Source organism: Nibribacter koreensis (genome assembly GCF_039541795.1).
Classification (GTDB): Bacteria; Bacteroidota; Bacteroidia; order Cytophagales; family Hymenobacteraceae; genus Nibribacter; species Nibribacter koreensis.
The window spans coordinates 1,643,003-1,656,569 of record NZ_BAABGX010000001.1 but is presented as its reverse complement, the minus strand read 5'-3'; the positions used below and the strand labels follow the sequence as shown (position 1 = coordinate 1,656,569).

Sequence of the window (13,567 nt, the reverse complement as noted above, 5' to 3'; positions counted from 1 at the left end):
CAGATAGAGCCTTGGTCGTTGTGTTGTGTGCACACGTGTAGATGGATCCGCCCTTAGCCTGCCTCCCCACCAGGTATTTATGATGACTGCGTTCTAAAAGGCCTTTCTCAAGGTCTCAACAAACTTTATTACAGGTAATTGTTGGCTTTAATGGCCTTCTCTCGCCCTTTTTTAGTACGATATCCTATTGCACCTCCTCCGCCTGACCACAGGTGACTGCTTTACTGCTTCCTACAACAGCTATTATTCTTTTCTGAGTTTGATCATGGAAAAACTTCTACTTTCATGGGTGGACACCCGTCTGCCGTTACTATTTGCCTATTCTCAAAAAACACTTCTCAAGTACGGCAAAGCACTACTTCTTCTTTTCTTATTTCTATTCACGGCCTATGGTGCTAAGGCGCAGACGGTGACTCTTTCTCCAGCAGGGCCTTATTGTGTGGGGAATGAAGTCACTGTCACTGTTACCGCTGGAGGTAATAATAATACCTATTCAATAGAAGTTACCAACGGAAATGCAACAAATTCTATAGTAGTTCAGACTGTCGCGGCAACAATTACCACCGGAAATGGAAGTTCCAATCCAGGCCGAGGCTCTGCTTCTTTTATATTTGAAAATTCTGCTGCCGGGAACGGACGTTATGTAAGAATAAAAAATGGGAACAACTTATTTTTCTCTTCATCCTTCAATGTCACAGGAGCACCATCTGCTCCTGTAAGTAGTGGCAATAAGAGCATTGTTTATGGTACGGCTACACCAGGCCTTACTGTGACTATGCCTTCTGGGGTGTCCATAGATTGGTATTCAGTGGCAACAGGAGGGACAAAAATTGCAACGGGTATTTCTTCAACAGCAACATCCTCTACTTTTACGCCCTCACAAACTGCTTTCGGAACATATACTTATTACGCAGAGGCACGCAACTCCTGTAATTTAGTTAGTACTAGGGTGCCGGTTACATTGTCAATCACTAAAAGACCAATTACAATTACTGCCACGGCTCCTAATAAGGTTTACGACGGCAATACCTCCGCAACTGCCTCTTTATCATCAGATAAAATAGAGTCAGACAATGTTACACTGGGGTATACCAATGCCGTCTTTGATTTTAGAAATGCAGGGGCTAGAACAGTCACCGTAAGCGGAATATCCATTGGTGGTACTCATGCAGGTAATTATTCTCTCAGTAACACAACTGCTACTACTACAGCGACTATCACTCCCAAAGCACTTACGGTAAGCGCAACTGCTCAGAACAGAATCTATGATGGTAGTGAGGTAGCCATAGTTTCTTTGGCAACAGATGCCTTGGCAATAGATGGAATAGGTGCTAACGCGGGACAAGCATTGTTCTCAGATAAAAACGTGGGTACAGGAAAGACAGTAAACGTTACAGGTATCACAATAAGTGGAAGTGGGGCAGGCAACTATATTCTTTCAAATTCTACGGCGTCTTCTACCGCCAACATTACTGCCAAAGCCATCACGTTAGAAGGCGTTTCTGCCAGCACTAGAGTGTATGATGGCTCAACTAGTGCTAGTTTAACTGGATCACCTTCTTTAAACGGCATCATAGGTACAGATGATGTATCTGTTAACATCGCCGGGATGACGGCCACCTTTGATACGAAAGCTGTTGGTACTAATAAGCCAGTCTCAATTGCCAACCCAACAGCATCATTAACAGGTGCTGATAAAATAAATTATACCTTGTCCACAAACGTGAGAGGGGCTATTACGCCATTAGTCATTGTGGGTGAGGTAACCATAGGCAACAAAGTCTATGACAAAACTACCGCTGCATCTATTATAGATAGATCATTGGTTGGAAATTTAAACGGAGATGCCGTCTTTTACACTGGTGGCACGGCTACTTTCTCTGATGAGAATGTGGGCACTGGCAAAACGGTTACAGTGACAGGCCTTGGCCTTTCTGGAGCAGACGCCGGTAACTATACAGTGAACACCACGGCCACCGCTACGGCAGACATTACTAAAAGGGCGATTGTCTTAACGGTCAATGCTCAAAACAAAGTATATGATGGCAATACAAATGCTACAGTCACCTTCACCACCAATATCATTCCTGGTGATAATCTGAGTGTAGCGCATACAAGTGCAGACTTTGCAGACAAATCGGCCAATACCCATCAAGTAACGGTCTCAGGCATTACGTTTGTAGGCACAGATCAGGATAACTACGCCATCCCAACTGGTGGCACTGCCACGGGTAGTGCTACCATCACCAAAAAGCCATTGACGCTTGCCAATGCCTCTGCCAATAATAAAGTATATGACAGAACAAACGCCGCAGTCATCTCAGGTGACTTGGAAGGTATTGTAGGGGGTGACGAGGTGACCGTGAACCATGCCGGCGTATTTGCTTCAATCAATGTGGGGACTGGCATTGCCGTGAGTGTGGTCAGCACATTGGGCGGCGCAGACGCAGGTAATTATACCATTGCCCAACCGGCAGGGTTAAATGCCAATATCACGCCTAAGGCAATTACTATCCAAAATGCTGTGGCTCTGGGTAAAGTATACAACGCTAGCCGAGCCACCACCATAACAGGTACTTTAGCCGGAGTCATTTCTCCAGATAATGTAACGTTTGTTGGCAAAGGAGTTTTTCAGTCTTCTGAGGTGGGATTACGGGATGTTACTTCTGAGATCACCTTAGGAGGAACCAGCGCTGGCAACTATCTATTGCAACAACCTACTGGCTTGACAGCCACCATTACACCCAAACCAATTACTGTTTCTAGCGCTATAGCACAAAGTAAGGTCTATGATGGAAGTGTAGCAGCCACCGTAACAGGTAGCTTAAGTGGAGTTGAATCTGAGGATGCGGGGAATGTGACGTTACAGTTGGCTGCTACTTTTAATGATAAAAATGTAGGGACAAGCAAACCCATCACGCCTAATGCCACCTTGACCGGCGCAAAAGCCATCAATTATTCCGTCACGCAGCCTGGGGGGCTTACAGCCAACATCACCCCAAAAGGCCTAACTGTTTCTGGGGTTACGGCAGTAAGCAGAGTGTATGACAGAACTACTTCAGCTAGCTTGCAAGGAACACCTTCGCTGTCTGGCGTGGTGCAGAATGATGTTGTAAACTTTAATCCGGCCTTACTAACAGCCACATTTGATACTAAGACGGTAGGAGTTGATAAAGCAGTGACTGTTACCGGCAATGCCCTCACAGGTACTGACGCCGGTAATTATACCTTTGCGGCCATCACAGGCTTAAAAGCTACCATCACTGCCAAACCGGTCACTATTGCCGGGGCCGGGGCCAGCAACAAGACCTATGACGGTTTAACATCGGCTACGCTTTTAGGAAACCTAAATGGCGTTATCACTGATGACGTTGTGTCCTTGACCAGAGTAGCCAACTTTGCCACCGCCAATGCAGGAAACGGTATTAGCGTGTCTTCTACTAGTACCTTGACGGGAGCTGATGCACTTAATTACGCCTTGACGCAGCCAACTGGAATAACGGCTAATATTTTGCCAAAAGGCTTAACCATCAGCAATGCCTTGGCTCAGAGCAAAGTCTATGATAAGACAAATGCCGCTACCATATCAGGAACCTTGTCAGGGATAGTAGGCACGGATCAGGTGAGCTTTACGCCAACAGGAACGTTTGCCTCAGTGAATGCGGGTACCTGGGATGTTACCTTTACAGGGTCTTTGGCGGGAGCAAAAGCACTAAACTACACGCTTACCAATCCCACTGGGTTAAGAGCAACCATCAACCCTAAAGCCTTAACCGTCTCAAATGCTAAAGCATTGGATAAAATTTATGATAGAACTACTGCTGCTATAATTGAAGGGACCTTGAATGGAGTTCTTGCAGGTGATGAGGTTACTTGGAGTGGAGCAGGAACATTTGCTTCTGCCAGAGTGAACCGGAATAATCACAATGACCCTGTAGACCCAATTGCTGTGTCTTATAACAATGCTTCTCTCAAAGGAGCACAGGCCGGTAACTATACCTTTAGCTTCACTCCTCCAGGCCTTAGTGCTAAAATATTGCCTAAAGTAGTTACTCCAATTATTGAAGCATTTTATACAATTGAGTACGGTAGCACCATCAATCTTACCATTTCAAACCAAAGTTTAACTGGCGTAATCTCACCTGACTTTGTAAGTCTTTATATCACTTTTGATTTATCAAATGTTAATGTTGGAAGTTACGAAGACGTGAAACTGCTTCTATCAATTGGCTCAACCGACAAAAATAATTATGACCTTGTTCCTAATATTGCTTATGCTGGAGTTAAGGTGACAGCTAGACCACTAGTAATAAGTGCGGCCGGGGTAAATAAAGTATATGACGGTTCAGATTTGGCATTCATCAATTTATCAGATAACAGAGTAGCAGGAGATGATCTAACGGTTACCTATACGTCGGCTAAATTCAATGACAAGCATGTGGGTGTAAACAAGCCAATATCCATTGCTGGTTTGGCAATTTCTGGTACCAAGGCCGCAAACTATGTCTTGTCAAACCCAGTAGTTTCAGCCTCAGCTAACATAACCAAAAGGCCATTGACTATTACTGGAATCACTGCCAATGAGAAGCCTTATGATGGTGTGGCCAATGTATTAGGCTTTACAGGAACGGCCACCTTAGATGGAATGATACCCAATGATGCGGTGGCCTTGGTAGGACAGCCTAGCGGTATGTGTGACAGCAAGGATGCCGGTGACAGGATAGTAACCTTGTCTGGGTTAACGCATGCGGGAGCAGACGCTGGTAATTACTTATTCTCCCTGCCCATGGGCATGAGAATGAAAATTAACCCTAAATCTGTTATAGGTTCTTTTGTAGCCGAAGACAAGCTATGGGATGGCACCACGGCGGCTACCATCTCTTCTGTCACCATCAATGATAGGATAACCGGAGATGACGTTAGTTTTGAAGGCGTGGCTAGATTCTTAGACGCAGATATGGGAGTGCAAAAGCCCGTGGTCTTTGATATGACCACCGCTAAGCTCATAGGCTTGCAAAGAGCTAATTACATCTTAGTCTCCATCAACAACGCCGCGGCAAACATTGTCAATCCATTGCCGGTAACCATGGTAAGCTTTACCGCTAAAGCTCAAAAAGGGAAGGTGCTATTGTCCTGGACTACTGCCACAGAAATTAACAATGAGTATTTTCAAATAGAAAGAAGCGAAGACGGCAGAAACTTCACTACCCTTGGCAAAGTGAAAGGAAACGGTAACAGCAATATGCTGTTGAATTACACCTACCAGGATCTGAGCCCTCTGACTGGTACCGCCTATTATCGCTTGAAACAAGTAGACTTTGACGGCAAGTTTGAGTACAGCAAAGTGGTTTCTACTCAGATGAAAGCCTCAACTAGCGCTGCCATTGCGGTAAAAGCCTATCCGAACCCAACCTCAGATGTTCTAATCTTAGACTTGGCGCATTTAAGTGATGCTCCAATACAGGTACAGGTAATGGACTTGAACGGTCACGTTTTACAAGCCAGGGAATTACAGGGAGGTAAGCTCCAGACCTTGGATCTGTCTACCTTAACAGGTGGTAGCTACCTTTTAAAAGTGATAGGCAAAGAAGTAAATACCCACTTAAGGATTGTGAAACGCTAAGAGAGAAAACAAATTACTTTTAAAAATAGCAGTAGGATGCTATAGGGAAAGGCAGCGGTCATTGATCGCTGCTTTTATTTTATACCCATTTATGGTTGTACCAAGAGTGCGCATAGATAAAATTGTAGACCGTTTTTGTTTGAATAATTTTTGATATGAGATACAATGAGGTCGTTGCTAAATATCATATTTATTAAATATTATCTTAAAAAGTAACAATTAATGAAGGCTTTATGCTTGTAATTATGATTATGTTTATAAGAGATATAAATTATTCATAAATTAGCTATTTAACGTAACTGCTTCAATAGTAATACGTTAAGATTTGTATAGAACAATTAGAAGAACAAAGGGTCCTTCCAGAGTTTCTATTGTTATTAGAAAATTGCCCTTATTTCTTAGGCAGATTTTCATATTTACCTCCTTTTACTGCCCACATCCCCCTTCTGGCAGGTGTTTGTTGCCGAGTCAATTCTAGGTTTAGGTCTAGAAGCTTCCTCTTCCTGCTAGCCAGGTTCCAGACTTGCTATAGGCATCCCGCATCCTTCACTTACCCTGCTGTGTAAGTTACGCCGTCCCTCTTACCTGTCTCCCAGACAGTCGTTTTTGCTTACCCATCCTACTACTTACCGCTTACCAAGTATCATCATGAAAAGATTTTTACTTTCATGGGTAATTACCCTATTTACCATTCTATTTACTTCCTATCCTCAGTTTGTTTTTGGCCAATGCGGTCCAGCTACCCCCAGACTCACTGACAATGATTTCACCTTTACCTTTATAAGCGCCGAAAAATTTGATAACGATAATTACGTTAGGTTAACCTTCAAAATAAGAAACGACAAGACAAAAGACCTAAGCGATGTGTCTTTTCAAATGCCCAATGGAGCAGGACTTACCTCAGCCCTTCCTACTTTCATCTGCCCCACTAACAAGTACAGGTTTAGTATTGAGAACGGGTCCAATCTAACCCCAATTAATCAGGCTAAAGGCAGTAGTGTTTACGCGGCTAAATTTGATGGACCTAACTCTGTAGGGTATTGCCAAAACAGAAGTGGCAACTCTACCACCAATGAAGATTTATTCATGTATGAGCTTAGTGCCTATGAGTTTTCTTTGATGGATAAACTGTGGGTGCAGGCCAAAGCGTCTAATTTTAGTGGCGCCGTTATCTTTGATTTTTCTGCCTGTGCCGCCGCCGCCAGAGAGGCTATGCAAAATGCTAACTGTAACAGTTCTCAACCATCTGTCATGAGTGGGCCCTCAGACCCTTGCCCAGGCCAGATTGTCACTTACTGTATAGAAGCAAACCCTGAATACACTAATTATGAATGGGATGTGCCTAGGGCCTTTGACGGAGTATCACCGGTGGGATGGGTAATTATCTCTGGCCAGGGGACCAACTGCGTTAAGGTGCGGGTAGGTGAAAGACCTGGTACCATGAAGGTCAAAGTAACCCATTCTACCTGCGGCACCAAAGTAAGGACCAAGCCCGTATCCATGGGTAAAAATTGCCCTATTGGGTGTGTAACACCAAGTGGCACCATCACCGGCCCTTCTACCTTGTGCTATATCTATGAAGACACAGAAAACCCTTACCTCTTTAGTGTACAGAATCCACAGGCAGGAGTTACCTATGATTTTGTCTTTCCTAATGAAGGATTTATAGTAACGCCCATCTCCAACGGAATGGTAGAAGTATTGACAGCGCTAGATCCAAATGAAGTGGGTGAACAGCAAACCATTACGTTGATCTCTTCTAATGACTGTGGCTCTACGGTAAGCACCTTTGTGGTGAACCTGGCAGATGAGAATTGTGAACCGGCTAATCCTTTACCTGTAGAGCTTGTCACCTTCACGGCTGCTTCTGGCAAAGGTGCCATTCACCTAAATTGGTCTACTGCCACAGAAATAAACAATGACCGTTTTGACGTGGAACGGAGTCTGGACGGTAAAACCTTCATAAAGATAGGCCAGGTAAAAGGCGCCGGCAACAGCAGCTTGCTTCTACACTACACCTTTACAGATAGAGAAACCCCTGCCGGTACTATTTACTACCGGCTCAATCAGGTAGATTTTGACAATACCCAGGAGTACTCTAAGGTAATTGCGGTTAGGAGCGCTAAAGTAGAATCTACTCAGCGCATGACCATCCATCCAAACCCAGTAATGGATGGCGCCATGGTAGTGCAGTACGCCCATGCTGATGGGCAGGGGGGGGCTATCACCCTTCGTCTACGAGACATACACGGCAAAACCGTTCATAGCAGGGAGTTAAAGGATAGTTCTGGCGAGGTAAGGCTTGAAGTCAACACCTTGGGCCTCAGGAAGGGTATGTATATTCTCTCTTTAACTGTAGGGCAAACTACCCAGGTCCAAAGAGTCGTAATTCAATAAAAGGTTAGCAATAGGATGCTACTGGAAAAGCAACGGTCATTGGCCGTTGCTTTTTTTTGTATTAGGGTGGTTTACGCGTAATGAAAACAACAGTAGTCTATTATCCAACAATTAGAATCATAGCCCATGAATGGATTTCTAGCTATAACAAAATTAAACTAGGCAACTTAAACTGGTGAGCAAGAGACATGATATCCATCATATTTACCGTCTTATTGGTATTAATTAAAGAATAGCATAGTATCCTCATTATGAGATGTTATAAAATCGTAACACGTTGAAAGTGTTGGCGTTATAAATAGGGTGATAGACGCATGCGTCCCCAGGATTTGAATTACTCAGTTACTGCTTAGTCATTTATGTACCTGTAAGAAGGTATTGAGCAGGGCACGCTTTCTTCCTTGACAATCATGTCAGGCATAGTGATTGCAGCTCATAAATTTTAGAAATAAGGTACATGCTGGCCTTTATTGCTACACTGCTTGCTAAGATTAATCTGTGTAACAACCATGCAGTTTTTCTTGGCAGAACATCCCGTCCCTAAGTAAGTCCCTGTCTGCTATTCAGGCAAGGATTTCTACCATGCCTTACCGCCCTATTCCACGCTATCCTACTAACATCATGAAAAAGCTCATACTCATATGGGTCATACTAGTGTGTACCTTACTATTTATAGGTCCCGTCAGAAATCAGGCCCAAAACTTTTTGGTAAACGGAACTTTCACCTACACTTTGGCAAGTCAATCTAAAATACCCTCTTATGCCAATAGTGCACACACCCTCAGTGAGGCACCTATGTTGGGTAAACCATTTAAAAAGAGCCCCGCTGCTTCACCGTCTACAGCCAGCATGACCCAACAGAACGGCTGTGATGAATCTAAGCCAACAGAAATTGTGGGTTCTTTTGTAGATCCCTGCCACGGCCAAGTGCTCACATACAGCGTCGTCGCTAACCCAGAGTTTAATAGTTATGTATGGGAAATGCCCAGGTCCACCACCGGTGATATTACCAAAGACTGGGTTATCATTTCGGGGCAGGGGACCAATTCCATTAGAGTAAGAACCGGCGAGAAAAACGGGACTATTAAATTAACCGTGAAGCACAATAAATGCGGCACCAAAGTCCAGACAACGCCTGTCACTCCTAAAAACGGCTGCGTAAGTTCTTGCACCTTGCCTGATGCCGACCTACAAGGGCCTGAGGTGATCTGTTACATCTATGAAGGCGGCCTGGAAGGTGAGCCGTTTATTCCCTATGTCTACTCTGTCACCAACCCAGTAGAGGGGGCCGTATATGATTTCATTTTACCTGAAGGCTTTATTCCAGTAGGTGGTGGGGAAGGTGAGCCCTTTATAGAGGTGCTCTCTGCCTTTGACCTGTCCACCGAAGACGCCAACCCTAGCATGCCGGGTGTGCAACAGGTCATCACAGTGGTTTCTTCCTATCCAGACCGGGCCTGCGTCTCAGATATGAGTAGTCTGTTTGTCACCCTGCAGGATGAGAATTGTGAGCCGGCAGAACCACTACCCGTAGAACTGGTCATGTTTGAAGGCATTTCTAGAAGAAGCGGCATAGAATTGGCCTGGTCTACCGCCACAGAGATAGAAAATGACCGCTTTGAGGTACAGCGTAGCCTAAACGGAAAAGAATTTACTACCATAGGAGAGGTAAAAGGTGCTGGGAACAGTAGCATCCTGTTAAGCTATAAATACATGGATAGGCAAGCCCCCGCCGGTACCATCTATTACCGGCTTAACCAGATTGACTGGGACAAAGCTCATGAATACTCAAAAGTGATTGCCGTCCAGCATACCTCAGGCTCCTCTGCCCAAGGGTTAAAAGTCAAACTGTTTCCTAATCCCATTACAGACGGTCAGCTATCTGTTCAAGTGGAGAGCATGCCAGAGGGACAGAGTGAGTTTACTTTGCAATTACTGGATATGAACGGTAAGCTGCTATACAGTAACACCATGTTAGGCAGTAGGAGGGAGACAAGTCTGGGCCTAAGAAATTTAGGATTGCGACAGGGGTTGTATGTGGTTTCTGTTTCATCTGGGGCAGAGTCCAAAATGCAGCGCATTGTCATTCAATAGCAAGTAGCAATAGGATGCTATAGGGAAAGATGGCGGCTTTTGGCCGCCATCTTTTTATGCTCAAATCGCTTACACACCTTGCATTTAACAATTCCCATTCTATAAGGCATAGTCTCTTGTGCTCAAAACTGTTGCTTAGAGTAGTAATTAGAAGGGCAGTAGTCTCCATATTCTGGCATCAGCCAACCTGAATCTTCTTATTTCAACAGATTTGAAGCAGTCCTAAATTAAATTTGATTAGAAAGTTTAAATAAAATATTGGCATAACTACGTTTTTTGGATGATAATATGGATATCCGAATAATAAAATGAATTTTTTATGTAGCTATTCTTGGCTTTTAGCGAAGACTTTGTTAGTATTACAAACCGATCATTAGAAGTAATCATATAAAAATTTAGGTTTTAAGCAGTTAGGTAGCTTGTTAAGCGAAAATGCTCTATGTAACTTTTATATGATTAACTATTAAATCATGAAGGCGCTATCTGCAACCCCTGGCAGGTTTACAATAAAGCTGAGTTAAGCTACGTGCTCTTATTTCAATTGCAAGCATATGAATTTCAATGTGTTATGTATTTTAAGGTGAAATGCCTTGAGTCTTCCCGTACAGTTTTGCCACTCAACTACCTATATCTTAGGTAATCTACGCCCCATACTACACTATAACATCCTATTGTATCCAAGAAAACAAATATGAGAACAACTTTACTTGCCTGCGTAAGTGCATTTCTAATTACCATTGCACTCTCTCTAAATGTTCATGCTCAATGCCTAGGTACACCCACTACAATTTCAAATCAAGATGTTACGGTAACATTTAAAAGTGTTTCCATTCTCAATGGCAGAGCTAAACTTACGTTTAGAGTAGTCAATGGCAATAAGAATGGCAACTTTGAGTTCGTCGCCTTTCAACTACCAGATAAGAATGCTGCAATAACTCCAGGTCTAGCAACTCAATCAGTCCCATCTGAAACGGTGGGCAATAAAATAATGTACGCTGTAGAAAATCCCACCACTCTTCCAGAGTATGCAATCAAATATACAATCACCTCTGCCCATGGCACATTTAAGAGCCAAGGATATGATGAATTTTCTTATGAAATGAGTGCATATGAGTTCTCTCAGATGGAATCACTTACGGTCTCAACAAAACATGGGAAAATCACAGATCCAGTTAAAATTACTTTTCCATTAAGGAATGAGGGAGGAGAGGCATTGTATTGTCAACCTACTAGCCCTAGTTTTACAGCCATTGGCATTGATGGCATTGATGGTAATGCTAACCCAATGTCAGGCTCCACTTCTAATTATTCAGTGACTAGTTCCAACTCATTTGTTTATACTTGGTCAGCTCCTGAAGATTGGACGATTGTTAATAAAACTGTGAATCCAATGTCTGCGAAAGCAGGCACAACAGCAGGGACTATGTGGGTAATGATAGAAGAGGTAGACGCTATTGGTCAAAAAACTGGGGCATATATCATCAAGACATTGGCCGTTGCACCTTATCCTAACCCTTTACCCGTAGAACTGGTCAACTTTATTGGGTTAGCCAGAAGCGGCTCAGTTGAACTGTCTTGGAGCACCGCCACCGAAATCAACAATGACCAGTTTGAGGTAGAGCGTAGCAGCAACGGTAAAGACTTTTATAAGATAAGCACAGTAAAAGGAGCAGGTAACAGCAGCCTCTTGCGTCAGTATAAATTCTTAGACACCGCCCCCTTAGCCGGAGTAGCCTATTACCGCTTAAAACAGGTAGATTTTGACCAGGCCTTTGAATACTCTAAAGTAATTTCGGTAAAAAGCGCGCTTTCTGCCAAGAGCCTGGAGCCAAGCATTTACCCAAACCCGGTTACAGAGAATTACTTGACGGTTAGGCTCAAGAACTACACAAGTACCCAAGGCCCCGTACTATTTAAGCTCACAGACCTGAACGGTAAAATAGTAGCTACACAACCTCTAGATGCCAGCCTGCAAGAAACGCGGGTGGAGTTGGCAGGCTACAACCTTAGAAAAGGCATCTATCTGGTGTCTGTGGCTACAGAAGAAGTGCTACATACCCAACGCATAGTGATTCAATAGAAACAGGTAGTATAACAGATAAAAAAGGCACTGGCGCACAGCTAGTGCTTTTTTTTATGCGCTTCTGGTTAGCTATCACTTTTCTAAATAGGCGTTTTTGGCCTATTTTAGGGAAAATTGCCAAAAAACGGATATGCAACCAGATCAGGACGTTTTCTCAGGAATGATGGTGATAGAACTAGCCAGCGTATTGGCAGGACCCAGCGTAGGGCAGTTCTTTGCCGAGCTGGGCGCCAGCGTTATTAAGGTAGAGAACCTGAAGACCCAGGGAGACGTCACCCGCCGCTGGAGGCTGGCTACGGAATCTAGCGCGCAAGACGTGTCGGCGTACTTTGCTTCGGCTAACTGGGGGAAGCAGTCCATTGCCTTAGACTTGTCTCAGCCAGAAGGAAGAGAGGTAGCGTACAAGTTGCTAGATAAGGCAGACATGGTCATCACCAGCTTTAAACCCGGCGATGCTGAGAAGCTGCAGTTAGACTATAAAACTCTAACTACCAGAAACCCAAAACTCCTCTACGGCGCCATTACGGGGTACGGGAGCCAGGAGCCTCGCGCGGGCTATGATGCCGTGCTGCAAGCCGAGGCAGGATTCATGTACCTGAACGGTAAACCTGGCGGCCCGCCCGTTAAAATGCCCGTGGCACTTATTGACTTATTGGCAGCGCACCAGTTAAAAGAAGGCCTCCTCACGGCGCTGCTAAAACGGGAGCGCAGCGGCAAAGGGAGTTACGTAGAAGTATCTTTGCTGCGGGCGGCCATCGCCTCTTTGGCTAACCAGGCCACCAATTACTTGGTAGCCGGTGTCACCCCGCAGCGCATGGGTTCAGAGCACCCTAACATTGTGCCCTATGGAACCGTCTTCCAAACCGCAGACCAGAAGGACCTGGTGCTGGCCATAGGCGATGACCGCCAGTTTGCCCACCTATGTGCCGTGCTAGGCATCCCCAACAAAGTCCAGGACCCTGCTTTTGCCACCAACAAGGCCCGAGTCCAGCACCGGCAAGAAGTGAACGCCTTCCTAAAAGCCGAAATCAAAAAGCAGAACCGCGAGGAATTGTTAGCCTCACTTATTGCCAGGCAAGTGCCGGCCGGAGCCATTCATACCATTCCAGAAGCATTGGCCATCCCGGCAGCGCAGGCACAATTGGTTCAGGATGCAGGCTCTGGCCTGAAGGGACTACGGCAAGTGGCCTTTTCCTCTGAGAACCAACAAGAAAGCCAATTGATGCCGCCGCCGGCCTTTGGGCAGCACACCCATCAAGTGCTTGAAGCCATGGCCGGTTTCACGGCAGCGCAGGTGCAAAAATTAAAAGACCAGGGAATTGCCCAATAATGCTCAGATTGCGAAATAGATAACTAATTTGCGGTGCTAA

At 44.7% G+C, this 13,567-nt stretch carries 5 protein-coding genes; all 5 read left to right on the top strand.

What is annotated here, in order from left to right:
* Nucleotides 1–265 precede the first annotated feature (265 nt).
* A complete protein-coding gene (locus tag ABD880_RS07145; RefSeq protein WP_345164070.1) occupies nt 266–5,623 on the top strand; it encodes a YDG domain-containing protein in 5,358 nt (1,785 codons plus the stop codon).
* Between the two features lie 648 nt (nt 5,624–6,271).
* The gene (locus ABD880_RS07140; RefSeq protein ID WP_345164068.1) at nt 6,272–8,020 is read left to right on the top strand and encodes a T9SS type A sorting domain-containing protein; all 1,749 of its coding nucleotides are present in this window, start codon (nt 6,272–6,274) and stop codon (nt 8,018–8,020) included.
* A gap of 849 nt (nt 8,021–8,869) precedes the next feature.
* Nucleotides 8,870–10,114, top strand: coding sequence for a T9SS type A sorting domain-containing protein (locus tag ABD880_RS07135; RefSeq protein WP_345164066.1), 1,245 nt, complete (start codon nt 8,870–8,872; stop codon nt 10,112–10,114).
* Nucleotides 10,115–10,805: 691 nt separating this feature from the next.
* Nucleotides 10,806–12,194 carry a T9SS type A sorting domain-containing protein gene (locus tag ABD880_RS07130; protein WP_345164064.1) on the top strand — a complete coding sequence of 463 codons (1,389 nt, stop codon included), beginning with the start codon at nt 10,806–10,808 and terminating at the stop codon, nt 12,192–12,194.
* Between the two features lie 133 nt (nt 12,195–12,327).
* Nucleotides 12,328–13,527, top strand: a complete 1,200-nt coding sequence (locus ABD880_RS07125; RefSeq protein ID WP_345164062.1) for a CaiB/BaiF CoA transferase family protein — start codon at nt 12,328–12,330, stop codon at nt 13,525–13,527.
* The last annotated feature ends 40 nt before the right edge of the window (nt 13,528–13,567 follow it).

What these genes read in the sequence shown, in the direction of transcription:
- ABD880_RS07145 (WP_345164070.1), top strand. Translation starts at nt 266, where the DNA reads ATGGAAAAACTTCTACTTTCATGGGTGGACACCCGTCTGCCGTTACTA.
- ABD880_RS07140 (WP_345164068.1), top strand. Translation starts at nt 6,272, where the DNA reads ATGAAAAGATTTTTACTTTCATGGGTAATTACCCTATTTACCATTCTA.
- ABD880_RS07135 (WP_345164066.1), top strand. Translation starts at nt 8,870, where the DNA reads ATGACCCAACAGAACGGCTGTGATGAATCTAAGCCAACAGAAATTGTG.
- ABD880_RS07130 (WP_345164064.1), top strand. Translation starts at nt 10,806, where the DNA reads ATGAGAACAACTTTACTTGCCTGCGTAAGTGCATTTCTAATTACCATT.
- ABD880_RS07125 (WP_345164062.1), top strand. Translation starts at nt 12,328, where the DNA reads ATGCAACCAGATCAGGACGTTTTCTCAGGAATGATGGTGATAGAACTA.